The sequence below is a fragment of the Sphingomonas daechungensis genome, from assembly GCF_039543105.1.
GTDB lineage: Bacteria > Pseudomonadota > Alphaproteobacteria > Sphingomonadales > Sphingomonadaceae > Sphingomicrobium > Sphingomicrobium daechungense.
Window position 1 is genome coordinate 1,809,694 of the sequence record NZ_BAABJC010000001.1, and the last position, 15,372, is coordinate 1,825,065.

General features: G+C 61.9%; 15 protein-coding genes. 6 read left to right on the top strand and 9 right to left on the bottom strand.

Annotation, left to right across the window (positions count from 1 at the left end):
* Positions 1-32: 32 nt before the first annotated feature.
* On the top strand, positions 33-1,274 hold the full coding sequence (locus tag ABD928_RS09500; protein WP_345168261.1) for a class I SAM-dependent methyltransferase: 1,242 nt from the start codon (positions 33-35) through the stop codon (positions 1,272-1,274).
* Here ABD928_RS09500 and ABD928_RS09505 read toward each other — a convergent pair.
* Positions 1,223-2,221, bottom strand: a complete 999-nt coding sequence (locus ABD928_RS09505; protein ID WP_187715388.1) for a hypothetical protein — start codon at positions 2,219-2,221, stop codon at positions 1,223-1,225. The genes ABD928_RS09500 and ABD928_RS09505 overlap by 52 nt on opposite strands.
* Positions 2,222-2,314: 93 nt before the next feature.
* Between ABD928_RS09505 and ABD928_RS09510 the strand changes: the two genes are divergently transcribed.
* A complete protein-coding gene (locus ABD928_RS09510; RefSeq protein WP_187715387.1) occupies positions 2,315-2,593 on the top strand; it encodes an EF-hand domain-containing protein in 279 nt (92 codons plus the stop codon).
* On the opposite strand, the gene ABD928_RS09515 is transcribed toward ABD928_RS09510, so the two are convergent.
* From ABD928_RS09515 to ABD928_RS09525, 3 genes are all read right to left on the bottom strand, one after another.
* Positions 2,594-4,930: a putative bifunctional diguanylate cyclase/phosphodiesterase gene (locus tag ABD928_RS09515; RefSeq protein WP_345168265.1), complete on the bottom strand. Its 2,337-nt coding sequence runs from the start codon at positions 4,928-4,930 to the stop codon at positions 2,594-2,596.
* A gap of 69 nt (positions 4,931-4,999) precedes the next feature.
* A complete protein-coding gene (locus ABD928_RS09520; RefSeq protein WP_345168267.1) occupies positions 5,000-6,919 on the bottom strand; it encodes a M1 family metallopeptidase in 1,920 nt (639 codons plus the stop codon).
* 9 nt (positions 6,920-6,928) lie between these two features.
* Positions 6,929-7,513: an HD domain-containing protein gene (locus ABD928_RS09525; RefSeq protein WP_187715384.1), complete on the bottom strand. Its 585-nt coding sequence runs from the start codon at positions 7,511-7,513 to the stop codon at positions 6,929-6,931.
* 124 nt (positions 7,514-7,637) lie between these two features.
* Between ABD928_RS09525 and ABD928_RS09530 the strand changes: the two genes are divergently transcribed.
* Complete coding sequence (locus ABD928_RS09530) at positions 7,638-8,753, top strand: sensor histidine kinase (RefSeq protein ID WP_395622279.1); 1,116 nt, start codon at positions 7,638-7,640, stop codon at positions 8,751-8,753.
* Positions 8,750-9,556 carry a LytR/AlgR family response regulator transcription factor gene (locus tag ABD928_RS09535; RefSeq protein ID WP_345168272.1) on the top strand — a complete coding sequence of 269 codons (807 nt, stop codon included), beginning with the start codon at positions 8,750-8,752 and terminating at the stop codon, positions 9,554-9,556. Before ABD928_RS09530 ends, ABD928_RS09535 begins: the two co-directional genes overlap by 4 nt.
* A gap of 80 nt (positions 9,557-9,636) precedes the next feature.
* On the opposite strand, the gene ABD928_RS09540 is transcribed toward ABD928_RS09535, so the two are convergent.
* The 3 genes from ABD928_RS09540 to ABD928_RS09550 form a co-directional block, all read right to left on the bottom strand.
* Positions 9,637-9,906, bottom strand: coding sequence for a hypothetical protein (locus ABD928_RS09540; RefSeq protein ID WP_187715383.1), 270 nt, complete (start codon positions 9,904-9,906; stop codon positions 9,637-9,639).
* Positions 9,907-10,005: 99 nt separating this feature from the next.
* On the bottom strand, positions 10,006-10,491 hold the full coding sequence (locus tag ABD928_RS09545; RefSeq protein WP_345168277.1) for a hypothetical protein: 486 nt from the start codon (positions 10,489-10,491) through the stop codon (positions 10,006-10,008).
* An 18-nt stretch (positions 10,492-10,509) separates the two neighbouring features.
* Positions 10,510-10,995 carry a hypothetical protein gene (locus tag ABD928_RS09550; RefSeq protein ID WP_187715381.1) on the bottom strand — a complete coding sequence of 162 codons (486 nt, stop codon included), beginning with the start codon at positions 10,993-10,995 and terminating at the stop codon, positions 10,510-10,512.
* A 116-nt stretch (positions 10,996-11,111) separates the two neighbouring features.
* On the opposite strand from ABD928_RS09550, the gene ABD928_RS09555 reads away from it, so the two are divergent.
* Positions 11,112-11,855 carry an isocitrate lyase/PEP mutase family protein gene (locus ABD928_RS09555; protein ID WP_187715380.1) on the top strand — a complete coding sequence of 248 codons (744 nt, stop codon included), beginning with the start codon at positions 11,112-11,114 and terminating at the stop codon, positions 11,853-11,855.
* Between the two features lie 74 nt (positions 11,856-11,929).
* A complete protein-coding gene (locus ABD928_RS09560; RefSeq protein ID WP_187715379.1) occupies positions 11,930-13,264 on the top strand; it encodes an NAD(P)/FAD-dependent oxidoreductase in 1,335 nt (444 codons plus the stop codon).
* A 163-nt stretch (positions 13,265-13,427) separates the two neighbouring features.
* Here the strand turns inward: ABD928_RS09560 and ABD928_RS09565 are convergent, their stop codons facing one another.
* A complete protein-coding gene (locus ABD928_RS09565) occupies positions 13,428-13,718 on the bottom strand; it encodes a hypothetical protein (RefSeq protein ID WP_187715378.1) in 291 nt (96 codons plus the stop codon).
* A 340-nt stretch (positions 13,719-14,058) separates the two neighbouring features.
* Positions 14,059-15,372, bottom strand: a complete 1,314-nt coding sequence (locus ABD928_RS09570) for a surface lipoprotein assembly modifier (protein WP_187715377.1) — start codon at positions 15,370-15,372, stop codon at positions 14,059-14,061.

Here is a 15,372-nt window from a genome sequence, read left to right on the forward strand (position 1 = left end):
CGAGGCGGCCACATTTCAGCGAGGCCGGGACTTTGGACCAGACGCAGCGTGACCAGGAGATCGCCAAGCTCCTTCAGTCAGAGCATGTGAAGTATCAGAATATCGATTTCGGCGAGGGGCAGGGGACCGGCGGATACCAGCGCACGTCCATGGACTCGCTGCTGTTCGGAAGCGGCCTTGAAGGGCTGACTTTGCTCGATATCGGCTCTTCGCTCGGGCATTTCTGCCTGGAAGCGCTGAAGCATGGTGCAGCGGGCGCCACCGGGCTCGAAACGTCGCCGGAGCGCATCCGGCACGCTCGCGAGATTGCGCGACTGATGAACCTGCCCGCGGAGTATATTGAAGCGGATTTCGAGGATTATGTCCCCGAGCCGAAATCGTTCGACGTCGTGCTCTGCCTCAACGTGCTTCACCATCTCTATGAGCCGATCGGGGCGATCCGGAAGATCATGTCGATGACCCGCGACCGCTTCTATCTCGAGGTCGCGCCGGTGAAGGCGCGAGAGGTGATGAAGGTCGCGAATATTTTCTCGCTATGGGGCGCGACGAACGCGCCGCTCGTCCTTCTCGGCGATACGTCGAAGAGCACCCGCGCCGCCGATCGCACTTTCACCTTCACGAAGAAGGCGATGTCGGTGATCGTCAACGGTCATTCGAAAGCGTTCGAGCCGGTTCGCTTCCATCCGTCGAGCTTCAAAGGCCGGTGGATCGTCGAAGCGCGCCGGCGACAGATCGACCATCTGGTCGTGGTTGCGGGCGTGACCGGGGTCGGCAAGTCGACCTTCATCGAGCGGCTCAAGTCGTCGAAGGAATTGCGCGCGCGGTTTGGAATTGAAGGCGACTTCTCCGTGGCCTCCGCAAACGATGTCGATGGACTTCGAACCGGCCGCCACGAGACGCTGATTTACCACTACGACATTCTGCGGCCCTTCGACCGGCCTCTCCATGCACATCCCCGCGACCCTGCGTTCCATTTGCTATCGTCAGCCAAACGCGTGACTTCGATTACGCTTGCCAACGACCCCGACACCCTTCGTAAGCGCCTCCAGTCGCCGGGAGCAGAGCCGAATTCGAAAAAGGGCAGGAAGAGGCATGCGGTGATCCTCAGGCAGTATGAGAATCCATCGTTCCTCGAAACGTGGCACGATGTCTGGGCCGCCGCAGTCGCAAAAGAGGTAGCCCCGTCGCCGCTCGAGGTTCGGCTGGTCCGGAGCGATTCCGACTATTCTGCGATCGCGACGGTATCGGACTTGAAGGCGATGCTCTCCGCCTGACCGGCAGGCATGGGATAGCCGAGCTCGGCCAGAGGCAGTCCGCGCCGCTCGGCAAGGAGCGCATTGTCTCGCGCGAAATGGGATTCCAGTTTCCCCGCAGCATCCTTGCCGATGAGGTCGCTCAGCTTGGGCGGCTTCCCGAACAGTCCCGTTCGGTTGAGTGCTTCGAGGATCTTCCGGCGCGGCCGATACCAGCCCGGAATGTTCACGAGGTAGTGCTTGTCGAGGACCGAGCGACGGGTGAAGAGATTGAGGCCGCGGGCGATCCAGGCGAGCGGAGCGCCATAGCCGCGCAGGCGCGGTTCCAGCGAGACTTTTTCCCAATCGACGTTGAGCCGGAGCTCTGCTGCGAACTCGCGCAGGAAATCCATGCCACCGCGACGGAAATCCTCGAACAGGAAGACGTGAACGTTTTCGCGTCCGAACAGATCGTCGTAGAGCGCGACGATCCTCGAATAGAGGAAGAAGTCGACGTCGAAACGCGGCTGCTTGTAGGTCACCACTTCAGGCCGCTGCAGATAGAGTTTGGGAAACAGGAAGCGAGTGGCGCTGAAGGTGCCGCCGGCGCGGATATACTGCTGGTAGAGAGAGACGATCACGCTAGTCTGCGACCGGAGCATGATCACGATGCGGGCGTCCGGGAATGTCGCTTTGATCCGATGCGCAAATTCCTTGGTGACGATGCCGTCGATGCCACCATTATGCTGGTAGCCGCACAGCCCTTCCTCCGAGAGAATGCCGGCCTCACCCCTTGTTAGCCCAAGGGTCGCGAGCGCCGCGGCGGGATCAAAGGTCAGCGCATTGGCGTCAAGAAGTGCGGCATTGACCAGCGCACGGTTGACGTAGCGCGGCGATTTTACGCAGGGGAAGAAGCTCTTCTGGAACCAGGTGCTAGCGGCTTTCGGAAAGCCGATATGGACTATCGGTGTCGCGCCGCCGCTCGCCACTGTTTCCGCCCCTCTCCAGGCTGCCGTGTCCGTCCGGCAGCCCTCCAAGTCAACAGCCGGGAGCAACGCGAGCGGCTCTGCGTTTAGCGTTTCATGGTTGGGTTGCTTCTCACGGTCCTCTCAGTCGCGACTCAACCTGCGCCAGCGCCGGCCTCGCTCAACCCTCATGCGGTCGAGCTGTTCGAGCGCGACTGGGTGCTAGACCAGTGGGCCAGGCGAACGTTCGATACCAATGGCGACGGCCGGATTTCGATCGAGGAGGCCCAGCCGGCCGCGCTTGCGTTCAAGGACCTCGCAGATGGCGACGGTGACGGGAGGGTGACGCCGTACGAATATGAACGCGCGCGGGAATTCATCCTCGCTCGCTATTGATCAGCCCGCCATCCTCTTGGCGCCCAATCCAACCACCATCTGGTTCGCTCGCTCATAAGACAGAGGTTTGCCGAACAAGTAGCCCTGGATCGTGTCGCAGCCGAGTTCGCGCATCCGCTCGAAATCTTCGGCAGTCTCGACGCCTTCCGCGGTCACCGACATGCGGAAGCTCTTGGCCAGCTGGACAATCGACTTGATGATCGCGACGTTTTCGGGCCGCGAGCCGCAATCGCGGACGAAGCTGCCGTCGATCTTCAGCTTGTGGAAGATCGCCTTGTTCAGATAGCCGATCGACGAATAGCCGGTGCCGAAGTCGTCGAGCGCAATGCCGACGCCCAGCGCGCGAAGCCGCTTCATGACGTCTAGCGTTGGCCCGTTGTCGCCAAGGAACACGCCTTCGGTCACTTCCAGCTCGATGCGGTTGCCCGGTACTTTCCAACGGGCGAGAGCCTCGCTGACGACGTTCGGGAGTGACGGAAGCACGATCTGCTTCGGGCTGATGTTCAGCGCGACGGTGATCGGGTCCGGCCAGGTGGCGACGGCGCGGCAAGCCTCGTCGATGACCCATTCGCCGATTTGAACCATCAGGCCCGATTCCTCGGCAACCGGGATAAAGACCCCCGGCGGCACGAACCCTCGCTGTGGGTGGTTCCAGCGGATAAGGGCCTCGAATCCGACGAGCTTCTGATTCTTGGCGCTGACCAGAGGCTGGAATGCGAGGTGGAACTGCTTGGAGGTGACCGCCTGGCGGAGATCCTGTTCCAGACGAACGCGGTCTTCCTGTTCCGACTGCAATTCGGACGAGAAGTAGCGCGCGACGCCGCGTCCGGCGTCCTTCGCCTGATAGAGCGCAAGGTCGGCCTTGAGGATCAGGTCGTCGACCGTGGCGCCGTCGATTGGGCCGAAGGCGCAGCCGACCGAGACGCCGATGCGGATCTCGGTCTGGTCGATCATGTAGGGCTCCTTGATCGACACGATGATGCGATCACAAAGTTGCTCGACCAGCTTGCGGCTCTGGGCGTCGGTGATGACGATGGCGAACTCGTCGCCGCCCATGCGGCCGACGTGCCCGTCGGCGCCGACTTCATCGACCAGACGCTTGGCAACGGCGCGCAGGACGGCGTCGCCCTTCGGGTGGCCGAACGTGTCGTTGACCGGCTTGAAGCCGTCCAGATCGAGAAAAAGGATCGCGCAAGGGGTGTTGTTCGCCGTCGCCTGGCGCAGGGCGTCGCCGAGAAGCTGACGAACGCGACCGCGGTTGGGCAGGCCGGAAAGCACATCCATGTTGGCGAGGTGGGTCAGGCGCTCCTGCGTCTGGCGCATCTCCGTGATGTCGCTGCCGACGCCGCGGAAGCCCTCGAAGCGGCCAGCGGTATCAATGATGGGGTCGCCCGCGATCGAGATCCAGCGAGGCCCGCGGGCCGTCTGCAATTCCATGTCGAGCGCATTGAAGGGTTGCTTCTCGAGCAGCTTGCGGCCCAGCTCCGCATGACCGCCGAGCAAAGAGGGCATCGAGTGGCCGAGCAACTGGCTGGCGGGGCGTCCCAGCAAGGCCGTCATTCGCGAGCTGATGTAGGTGACGCGATTTTCCGCATCGACCTGCCAGAGCCAACCCACGCCGCGCTGCTCATATTCCTGCAGCAAAAGGCTGGCACTTTCGCTCTGGGCGCTGAACGTCGCGTTGGTCTTCAATTGCTCGAAGGCCCAGCGGGCGACGTTGAGGACACCGAAAATCGACACGCCAAGTGTGAACAGGATCGAAAGCATGTGCTGGAACGGCACCGTGTTGCGGCCGAGTAGAAGTGCCGCAGCCAGGCCTGCCGTAAACGTCGACATCCATCCAATCACTGAGCGCGGATGGACTACAAGGCCGAGCCCGGCGACGCCGAGGCCCGCAGCGATCGATGCCGCGATGACCTGCCCGCCCGGTGGAAGACCGACGAAAACGTAGAGCGGAAGTGACAGCCAGACTGCCGCACGAAGGACGACTTCGCCGATCATCATCCAGTCGGGGACGCGTCGTCCCGACCTGCCGATGTGCGTGATCGCCTGGGTCTTGGCGATGTGAAGCGCGAGGAGGTTGATCCCCGCAACAGCCAAGGCCCACGGAACCACGAGCATTTCATCGACGTCGCCCCAGAGGGCAGCGGCCATCATCAGCGCAGCAACGATGTTCGCGGCGGCGAAAAAGGGCGCGAGCTGCGCCCTGGAAATCAACTGGACGTCCTTAAGCGGAGTACTGGCGTTGTCCGACGGATCGCTGGCGAGCCCGAGGGACTCGCCGTCCGGCAGGCGCGCTGAAATCATCCGCTTATAACGGTCGGGAGCTTCGTACATTGCGCTCGCTACTTCTGGTCTAAGCAAGCGGTAGCCGAAGAGGGTTGAGACGCGGTTAAGACGTAGCTCTCAACTGCCTAATTTAAGTTTGTCCAAATCCCTCTGCGTAATGGGGTGATAGGAGCTCCTCGCAACCTTGTAGACGCGTGCCGCGATGGGCCGCCCCCACGCGTTATCCGAGGCCAGAGTTTGGATTAACGGACGCACGAATTTGCGTCGGCCCTGCGAAGTCAGGAAATGCTCGAGCGCCGGGACCGCAGGGTCGTATCGGTTGCGAATGGCCAGATCGAGCCAGGCGAACAGGACTTCCTGGTTGCCGGCGTCGTTCAATTTGAGCGTCTTGTTCAGCTGGTCGAGCCGGGCAGTCGGCAGCTTCCGAGGCAACTTGTTGAGGAATCGCAGTTTTTCGGCCGTCGTCCAGCTGCTGAAGCCTGCTGGCACCGGTCCCCCGACGGTGAATGCGGAAACGGCCTTGTCCACATCCGCGAACGCGGCCGGATCGGGCCGTGCGACGTTCGAGGGCAGGCCCGGCTTATAGAGCCAATTGTCGAGTTGAAGCTTCTGCTCGAGGGCCTTGTCGCCCTTGACCAGCTTTTCCCGCAAATCGGCCAAAAACAAGGCGGAAGTCATCGGCTGGAAGGCGTGACGGTCGAAGTATGAGTGCAGATAGGCGTCCCATTTCTCGCGGCCGACGATCTTTTCCATCGTTCGCAGGAAGACGGCGCCCTTATCGTAAATAATTCCGCCTGCGCCTCCATCGGGCACACCTTCCTTCGGGCTTAGGTGAAGTTGCGTGTTGGGGCCATTAATGCCCTCTTCGGCGAACGCTTTCTCCATCTCGTCGAAGCTGAGCGCAGCTTCCTGCGCGGCTCGCTTAGGGCCGTAGAGCGCCTCCATGATCCGATTCTCGAAGTAGGAAGTGACCCCTTCGTTGAGCCAGCTGTCGCTCCAATTGGCATTCGTGACGAGATTGCCGGACCAGCTGTGTGCAAGCTCGTGAGCAACAAGGCCGACGAGACTCTTGTCGCCCGCAATGAAGGTCGGCGTCAGGAACGTCAGAGTCGGGTTTTCCATGCCGCCGTATGGGAAAGCTGGCGGTAGGACGAGGACGTCGTAGCGACCCCAGCGATAGGGCCCGTAGAGCGTCTCGGCAGCCTCGACCATTTTCTCAGTGTCCGCGAGCTCTGCCGCGGCACGATCGAGCATGGCCGGCTCGGTCCAGACGCCGGTTCGCTTGCCGAGCGGCTTGAAGGCGAGGTCTCCGACCGCGATTGCGATCATGTACGGAGCGACACTGTGATCCATCTTGTAGGTGAAGACGCTCTCGCCGCCCTGGGTCATCGGCTCGGCCGCCTTCGGGGCGCTCATGACCGCCGTCAGACCCGCCGGAACGTGGATCGTCGCTTCCCACGTCTGGCGGATGCCGGGTGAGTCCTGGGTTGGAATCCAGCTCCGGTTCTCGATCGCCTGGCCCTGGCTGAACAGGTAGGGCATTTTCTTCCCCGCGGTCTGCTCCGGGGTCAGCCACTGCAGCGCGCCAGCATCCGGAGCGCTTTTGTACTTGATGATCAACCGGTCGGTGTCCGGGCGCAGCGAGATCGCGAGCGGAGAGCCTAGCTTGGGATCGGACGGACCGACCTTGTAGTCGAGCGGCTGGTTGGAGCCGTCGGTGATGCTGGCGATTTCCAGGCCCTTATCGTCGAGGACGATCTCCTTCGCGTCCGGCTTGCGATCGATGTCGAGGGTCGCAGTGCCGCCTAGACGCTTCGTCTCGAAATCGACGTTGAGGTCGAGCGCGACGTGGTGGACGCGCGCTTCCAACGGACGGGCGTAGCTGGCTGAGTCCTTGGCATCGGCAGTTTCGAGGACCGGCGCGATACTGGCTTCGGTCTGATTATCGGCGGCGTTCATGGCCGTATTGGTTTGCGATGAGTTGCAGCCCGCAACAATGATTGCGGCCGCCGCAACGGCCGTACGTACAAAGCTCATGTAGGGTCCTTATTCGGCGGTGCTAACGTAGATCGACCGCTTCGGTGCCGAGAAAAAGCGCCGCACCATCGGCTCGAAAAAGTCGAGCGGTGCCGTGTCATACGCTTCGTCGAACGCTGTCTGGTCGTAAATCTCGCAGAACCGGGCAGTATCCTCGAAGTGCGGATGGCCCCGAAATTGCTCCCGCATGTCGCGGTCCATTCCGAGGTAATGGAAGAAGTAATACCCCTGGAAGATGCCATGGTGCTCGCACATCCAGTGCAGCTTCTCATCGACGAAGGGCTTGATGATGGCCGCCGCAATGTCGGGATGGTTGAGGGTCCCGAGCGTGTCGCCGATGTCATGAAGCAGCGCCATCACCACATAGTCCTCGGATTCGCCGCCCCGATGAGCGCGAGTCGCGGTCTGCAGGGAGTGCTGGAGGCGGTCGATCGGGAAGCCGCCATAGTCGCCGTCGAGCAGCTTCAGGTGGGTCAGCACGCGGTCGGCGAGACCCTGGGCAAAGGGGAAGAAATGGCTCCCGATGGTTGCCCAGTCTTCCGCCGTACCTTGGTCCATGCTGCGAAACTTCGCGCGCGGAGCATGTTCGTTCATCCGTGTCTCTCCCGTGGCGGACCGGATTGCCGCTTCCTGCCTTTGCTCGCAATGGCTGAATTGCCCCTCTATATCCCAACCGGCAATGGCGACCGATAGCGCAGCATTGAAACAGCAAGCCGGCATGGCCGCCGCCCGCTCGCCCGCCCAGCCGCTGATGGCGGGCGTCGGTCTCGACCAGCCGTTCTTCGATGACAAGAACCGTGCCTTCTGGATCCTCCAGAGCGCCGGTTGGACCGGCTATTTCATCCTGCGGTCTTTGTCAGGCTTCTCGAACAGCATGGGCCTCGTCTGGCTGGTGCACACCGCACTGCTGACGGCCACCGGCTATTCTTTGACCCTGCTGATGGCGTCGCTGTTCCGGCGGCTGATCGCGATGAAGCCGATCTGGACCCTGGTCCTGTCGCTCGCCGTGGTTGTCCTCGCCGCGACGGCCTTCTCGATCATCGAGACCTGGAGCGTCGCGACCTTCCTGAAGCCGAACCTGGAGCTTGGACCGCGCACCTACCTCAGCGCGATCCTTCTCGACTTCGCTTTACTCGCGGCCTGGGCCGCGCTCTATTACGGGATCAACTATTTCCTCCTGCTGGAAAGTGAGATCAAGCAGCGCGAGCGGCTGGAAAGCCAGGCTTCGACCGCCCAGCTGGCGATGCTGCGCTACCAGCTCAATCCTCACTTCCTCTTCAATACGCTCAACTCAATCTCCACATTGGTGCTTCTGAAGCAGACCGAGCGGGCGAATGCGATGCTTGCGCGGCTGTCATCCTTCCTTCGCTATACCTTGGCCAATGAGCCGACCGCGAAGGTGACCCTGGCCCAGGAAGTGGAGACTTTGAAGCTGTACCTCGAGATCGAAAAGATGCGCTTCGAGGACCGGCTCCGTCCCCATTTCAAGATTGAGCCGGAAACGATCGGCGCCCGCTTGCCATCGCTGTTGCTCCAGCCGCTGATCGAAAATGCGATCAAATATGCGGTGACGCCGAGCGAGGACGGGGCCGACATCTGGATCAACGCGACCCGGCAGGGGCAGGGCGTGAGGATCGAAGTGGCCGACAACGGATCGGCCGAGGGTGCGGACTTGTCGGCGAGCCCGTCGACCGGCGTCGGACTGGCGAACATTCGAGACCGTCTGACGCAGGCCTATGGTCCTGCCCATGGTTTTGCGACTCAAGAGAACGACAAAGGGGGGTTCAGCGTTATTGTAGAAATTCCCTACGAAACCGGAGACAAGGACACATGACCATTCGCACCGTGCTCGTCGACGACGAGCCGCTGGCGACCCAGGGGCTTCAGCTCCGGCTCGAGGCTCACGACGACGTCGAAGTCGTCGCCACTGCGGCCAACGGGCGTGAGGCCATCAGGGCCATCAAGACCCACAAGCCGGACCTCGTCTTCCTCGACATCCAGATGCCCGGCTTCGACGGATTTTCCGTCATCCAGGGCCTGATGGACGTCGAGCCGCCACTGTTCGTGTTCGTCACGGCCTATGGCGACCACGCCCTCCGCGCGTTCGAGGCGCAGGCGGTCGATTACCTCATGAAGCCGGTCGAGGAAGACCGGCTTGCGGCGACGCTCGACCGGGTTCGACAGCGCCTATCGGAAAAGAGAAGCGCCGAGGAGGCCGGGCGCCTGAAGGAGGCGCTGGCCGAACATGCTCCCGAAGCGGCGGAGGAACTGGCCGAAGCGGGGACGCCGGAGGGCCACGCACCCGACCGCTACGAGAAGATGATCAACATCAAGGACCAGGGGCAGATCTTCCGCGTCGACGTCGACACGATCGAGCGGATCGATGCTGCCGGGGACTACATGTGCATCCAGACCGGCGAGAACACTTTGATCCTGCGCGAGACGATGAAGGATCTCGAAAAGCGGCTCGACCCCCGCCGTTTCCAGCGCGTGCACCGCTCGACCATCGTCAACCTCGACCTCGTCCGCCAGGTGAAGCCCCACACCAACGGGGAATGCTTCCTGGTGCTCGATTCGGGTGCGCAGGTGAAAGTGTCCCGGTCCTATCGCGACGTCGTCGCCCGGTTCGTCCACTAGAACCCAGCCCATAAAAAAAAGGGGCGCCCCGTTCGGAGCGCCCCTTTCAAACCGCGTGCGTGCGCGCGGCTTGAGCGAAATTAATTCGCGCTATTGCCGTCAGCGTCGGCGCCGTTGCGAACTGCATCGGCAGCGTTCTCGCCCTCGGCGCGAACTGCGTCGGCGGCGTTGTCGGCAGTCTCGTTCAGGGTGACACCCGGAACATCGTCAGCATTGGCTTCGATGGCATCGGCCGTGTTCTCGGCGTTTGCCTCGATGTTGTCGGCGGCCTGCTCCTGCGGGCTCTGGTTACAAGCTGCGAGAGCAGCGACGCCGAGGGCCACTGCGAAAGCGGTCGAAATCTTCTTCATCAGTTCATTCCCTGTTTTGACACGAGATGCCTGAGGTAGCCTCATCTTCTCGAAGTGAGCAATACGCTTACAGATGTTTTCTGTTCCACCGCCGAAATCTTAGTTTCCTGGCGGCGGTGGAGTCGTGGTCGTCTGATCGCCTCCGCCGACGTTCCCGCCCGTGGAGATTTGCTGCTGGACGACTTGCGTCAGCTGCGGACTGGTAGTGGTCGCAGTACAAGTGGCGTTGCCGCTCGCGACAGAGGCCGCGAGGGCATCGACCGAGACTCCGCACACCGTTGCCGCGACATCCACAGGCACCTGGGCGGTGACGGGAATCGAGTTGCGGTTGACCTGCAACGACACGGAAAGGTCGTTGAGGACGTTCTGCAGGTTCACGTTCACCAGCGTCGGAATGCTTCCCGACCCCCCGGTGGAAGTGCCGCTGCCGCCGTCTCCGGCGCCCGTGCCTCCTGTCGTCCCGGTGCCGGCAGTCGTGCCAGCACTGCCGTCTGACGCGCTCTGGGGTGCGGTGTCATTCGTCTTGCAGGCGGCAAGGAGCGTCGCCGACGCGACCGCGCCGGCCAAAAGCCACGATTTCAACATGATAGTCCTCCCGGAAAGCTACTGTGGGGGTTGGGTTGTGGGTTGCTGCTGCGGCGGGGTCGTTGTCGTCCCGCTGCCGCTTGTGCCTTGCGCGCTTGTCGTCGTCTGCGCCCCGCCGCCGACCGAGCCATTGGCGGCAAGCTGTTGCTGAACCGCTTGTGCGAGCTCCGGGGAGCTCGTGGTCGCCGTGCAGCTCTGGCTGGAACCGCCGCCGCCGATCGACAGGATGTTGATCGACACGCCGCAGACGTTGGCTGCGACCGTGATCGGGATCTGGGCGTTGATCGGGATGTTGGATCGGTCGATCTTCAGGTCGAGCGCAAGATCATTGAGAACATTGCGCAAATCGACATTGACCAGCGACACGCCGGCGCCGACCGCGCTTTGCGCACCGTCCGCGACAGCGCTCCCGGCGCTCCGCACTCCATCGGTCACATCGTTGGTTTTACAGCCGGCAAGCAGGACAAGCGCCGCCAGCGGGATACACACAGTGTTACGCGTCATACATCGACCCCTCTGTTGATTCCGCAAACGCGCTGAACCCTGAGTTGGTTGCGCTGTATCGGGCCGGGACAAGTGCTACGGGGCCTGTACGGACGACTCTGGCAGGAGCGGCGACAATGACTGAGAAATTCGAGCGCTTTCTGGCGCTTCACGTCCCGGGCGATCCGGTTATCCTGTACAACATCTGGGACGTCGGAAGCGCGCACGCCGTCGAAGAGGCGGGAGCGAAGGCGCTGGCGACCGGCAGTCATCCCGTCGCCGACGCGAACGGATGGCCGGACGGGCAGAAGGTCCCGATCGACTTCGCGCTCGCCAATGCGGCGCGGATCGTCGACGCCACCACCCTTCCGCTGACGGTCGACTTCGAAAGCGGCTATTCCACGGATCCGGACACGGTCGGCCGCAACGTCTGGCGGCTGGCGCACATGGGTGCCGTGGGTTGCAACTTCGAAGACCAGGTCATTGGCGGGGAGGGTCTTCACCCGCTCGCCCAACAGGTTGAGAAGATCGCCGCGATCCGGCGGCAGGTCGGCGACAATTTCTTCATCAACGCGCGGACGGATCTGCTCCTCAAAACGCAGGAACATGACGACGCGTTGATCGATCAGGTCGTGGAGCGCGGCAAGGCGTTCGCCGATGCCGGAGCAAGCGGCTTCTTCGTGCCCCGGCTATCGAACTCCGCGCAGATCGAACGGGTCGTCCGCGAGGTTCCGTTGCCCCTCAACGTAATCGCCTTCCCCGGCGCGCCGCCGAAGCAGGAATGGGCGAGCGCGGGCGTGGCCCGGATCAGTCATGGGCCGTTCCCGCATCGAGCCCTGATGGCAAAACTCGAGGAAATGGCGCGCGAGGCGATCCTGTAGCCTCATCGTCTGCGGCCTGACAAATGTTCACACTAGGTTGAAAGCCGCCCGGTAAACATCGAGTCCCATCAGGCGTGCTAGCCGACCAGCCAACCGCCAAGGCGCGAAAGACGCAGATCGTGATTGTCGGCGGTGGCGCCGGCGGCCTTGAGCTCGCCCGCCTGCTGGGCGCCCGGTTCGGTCGCAAGAATCACGACATCGTTCTGATCGAGCGCAACCTCACGCACATCTGGAAACCGCTGCTTCACGAGGTCGCGGCGGGTTCGCTCGACGCCAATCTCGACGAAGTCGGGTACCGGAGTCACGGCCACCGCTGGGGTTACCGCTTCTTTCTTGGCTCGCTCCAGTCGCTCGACCGCAAGCGGCGGAAAGTCATCGTCGCGCCCCTGGTCGACGTGGACGGCACCGAGCTTATGGCCGCGCATGCCATCCGCTACGACTATCTCGTGCTCGCGGTCGGAGGGGTGACCAACGACTTCAATGTCCCGGGCGTGCGGGAGCATTGCCTGTTCCTCGACGATCGCGAACAGGCCGATGCCTTCCGCCACCGCCTGCTGAACCAGTGCCTGCGCGTTTCACGGACGATGAGCGCCGATGCGGAGGCCGATGAGCATGTCTGCGTGACGGTGGTCGGCGGCGGAGCGACCGGGATCGAGCTTGCCGCCGAGCTCTACAACAGCGCCTCGGCGCTTCGACATTACGGGCTCGAGGTGTTCGACGAAAAGCGGCTTCAGGTGACCTTGCTGGAATCGGGCCCGCGCATCCTTCCCGCCCTTCCGGAAAAGCTAGCCGCGGCCGCCCATGAGGAGCTCGAGGCGCTGGGTGTTTCCGTCCGACCGGCGACCCGCATCGTCGAGGCGCGGGCGCATGAGATGATCACGGACGAAGGCGAGGTCATTCCAGGCCACCTCCAGGTCTGGGCCGCCGGCGTCAAAGCGCCGGATTTCCTGGGTTCGCTCGACGGCCTGGAAACGAACGCGCGGTGCCAGATCGTCGTTCGTCCGACGCTTCAGACCACGGTCGACGACAGGATCTTCGCGATCGGCGATTGCTGCTTCTGCGAGCTTCCCGACGGGAAGCCGGTTCCGCCGCGCGCTCAGGCGGCGCACCAGATGGCATCAGCAACCTATCGCAACCTGATCCGCCTCATGCGTGGGCGGGAATTGATCCCTTTTCGCTATCACGATCACGGTTCCCTGGTGTCGCTGTCCCGCTTTTCGACCGTGGGCAGCTTGATGGGGAACCTGATCGGCGGCCGGATCGCCGTCGAAGGCCGGATCGCTCGCTTCGTCTACAAGTCGCTCTACCGGATGCACCTGTTGGCGATTCACGGCTTTCTGAGAGGCGCGATCCTGATCCTGATCGGCCGCGTGAACATCGTGGTGAGGCCCAAGCTCAAGCTCCACTGAGCCGGTTGGCATGGGTCGCCAGATAGTGTTGCGCTAGCGGCAGGTTTGGGTGGAAAGCGGACGCTACGACGGTTTGTGACTGATCACTCTCGACAGCTCTTCGAGGCCCTCAGGCGCGTCCTCCCAGAAGGCCGACAACCTAACAGGAAATCGGTCGGCCAGATCATTTGAGGACGGGTGCACCATCGGGTTCCTGTAATCGCGAGATCAAGCCCGATATCGTCATGCCTGCTCTGGCAGCTCCGCATAGTACGCCCTCGGCCTCTGAGCCAAGCCAACCCTCTTCGGCATCTGCCATATCGCGCATGAGCGCGAGTTCGAACCAGGCGTCTACATAATCCTCGATGATCTTGCGCTCACGAGCGGGCCAACTTCGCCAACCAGCTAGTCCAACTTTCCCCAAGACGATCTCGGGGTCGATCAAACCTGCCGGGTCATTGGCTGCGATGTCCATGATGCGCGGAAGTAAGTATTTAAAGTCGAGCTCGCTTCCCAGGGTGAAGAATACGCCTGAGACATACGACCAGAGTTCCTCGTAGTTAAATGTCGCAATGAGTTCGTTAGCAAGGCGTCAGCGCCTTCGCTGTCGAGGCAACATGGGCAACCCTCGATCACTTTCGGCGTGTCGGCCTCAAAATGCCGATATTCCGTCTCAACGAGGTGCTGGACGCGCCCTTCGGCTGACTGCTCTGAGGCCACCATTCGGTTAAGGTGCCCATTGCCAGCTGTTGCCGCAAGACTCTCCGACAGCTAGCGGCAGCAATGGGTCGAAAGCCCACTCTAAAGGCGACACATCAGAAGGACCGGCTGATTCCGAACTCGGTCCTCGTCCGTTTGTATTCGTAATATTCTACGGAACTGTGGTTTCTCTCGCGGACAATGCGGATCGTCGGCGAAAAGCCAGCAATGCTTATTTGCCGGAACACGGCACCCAATTGAAAACGAGCCAACTTATCCTCTCGGGCCTTAGGTAGAATTAGCAGCCGGGCATCTGCATTCAGCCTTGCGTAGTCCGCCCCAATGTCGACGGTTGCTCGGCCAAGGTCGCGCGATATCGTCGCTCCGATGGACCAGGACCGAGTGGCATACGCCGGCTCGTTTGCCTTGAATCGATCGAATGACCCACGCAACGACGCAATCACTCGCGCCGAGAATGCGCGTTCGTAGCGAACTACAGTACCGATGCCGTGGCCATCCTGAAGGTCGTTAAAGAAATTGTCGGAAGTTCGAATGGAAGCATCGACCCGCAGCTGGGAAGCTCGATCGACGATCAGTCGACCACTGCCGGAAGCGCGGAAAGTTCGTTGGTACGGCTTCATGCCAAACCATCGCTGATTGAAGGCGACCTCTATCGCAATCCTTGCCGGGCCGCGGCCGATCTCCGGGCCCACTGCTGCTTCGAACGAAATATCATTGAACTCTGACCGTCGATACAAATCGGCGTCAAGCGAGCCATGGGCGGCTATGCTAACTTCGCCCGACACATCGACCCGACTCTGAAGCAGGCCCCTTGCGGACAAGCCAACACCAGATTTGGCCCTGGAATCTTCATCGAATGCAAATTCTCCGAACACCGTTCCCAATGTGTCGGATCGGGTGGCGCGGTTGATGTTCGTATCCGGCGCCACAGCAAGTTCAATCTGTAATGCCAGCGGCTGAGAAGACTTGAGGGACGCACTCAGCCGGTCAACCAGTCTTGCAATATTCAACGGAAGGTCGAGCCTACTCAGCGAGCGCAACTCACGAAGGACGCCAGCTTCGTCGCCAATCCTATGCAGCAGTCCCACAAGCTCAATGCGCGGAGCGGTCGCCTTCGGATTTTCATCTGCAACCCGCCGCATCAAGACTGCCGCTTCAGTCGTCTTGCCTTCCGCCGCCAGGATCTTGGCAAGTCGAAACCGTGCTTCCGATCGAACTTCTGCGTCAGCGTCCTCCAAAAGAGTTCGGTAGATTTTCGTCGCGTTGGCGAGTTCGCCCACCCTCTCGAAGCGCTGGCCAAGTTCGAGCAGCGCCGGCGCCAACAGCTTGATCCGTTCGCTTGCGTTTGCAGGGGACAAGGCGGCAACGGCCAGCGCCGCTGCGAGCGAGAGATGGATCTTTCGTCCCAT

What these genes read in the sequence shown, in the direction of transcription:
- ABD928_RS09510 (WP_187715387.1), top strand. Translation starts at nt 2,315, where the DNA reads ATGGTTGGGTTGCTTCTCACGGTCCTCTCAGTCGCGACTCAACCTGCG.
- ABD928_RS09515 (WP_345168265.1), bottom strand. Translation starts at nt 4,930, where the DNA reads ATGTACGAAGCTCCCGACCGTTATAAGCGGATGATTTCAGCGCGCCTG.
- ABD928_RS09520 (WP_345168267.1), bottom strand. Translation starts at nt 6,919, where the DNA reads ATGAGCTTTGTACGTACGGCCGTTGCGGCGGCCGCAATCATTGTTGCG.
- ABD928_RS09525 (WP_187715384.1), bottom strand. Translation starts at nt 7,513, where the DNA reads ATGAACGAACATGCTCCGCGCGCGAAGTTTCGCAGCATGGACCAAGGT.
- ABD928_RS09530 (WP_395622279.1), top strand. Translation starts at nt 7,638, where the DNA reads ATGGCCGCCGCCCGCTCGCCCGCCCAGCCGCTGATGGCGGGCGTCGGT.
- ABD928_RS09535 (WP_345168272.1), top strand. Translation starts at nt 8,750, where the DNA reads ATGACCATTCGCACCGTGCTCGTCGACGACGAGCCGCTGGCGACCCAG.
- ABD928_RS09540 (WP_187715383.1), bottom strand. Translation starts at nt 9,906, where the DNA reads ATGAAGAAGATTTCGACCGCTTTCGCAGTGGCCCTCGGCGTCGCTGCT.
- ABD928_RS09545 (WP_345168277.1), bottom strand. Translation starts at nt 10,491, where the DNA reads ATGTTGAAATCGTGGCTTTTGGCCGGCGCGGTCGCGTCGGCGACGCTC.
- ABD928_RS09550 (WP_187715381.1), bottom strand. Translation starts at nt 10,995, where the DNA reads ATGACGCGTAACACTGTGTGTATCCCGCTGGCGGCGCTTGTCCTGCTT.
- ABD928_RS09555 (WP_187715380.1), top strand. Translation starts at nt 11,112, where the DNA reads ATGACTGAGAAATTCGAGCGCTTTCTGGCGCTTCACGTCCCGGGCGAT.
- ABD928_RS09565 (WP_187715378.1), bottom strand. Translation starts at nt 13,718, where the DNA reads ATGGACATCGCAGCCAATGACCCGGCAGGTTTGATCGACCCCGAGATC.
- ABD928_RS09570 (WP_187715377.1), bottom strand. Translation starts at nt 15,372, where the DNA reads ATGGGACGAAAGATCCATCTCTCGCTCGCAGCGGCGCTGGCCGTTGCC.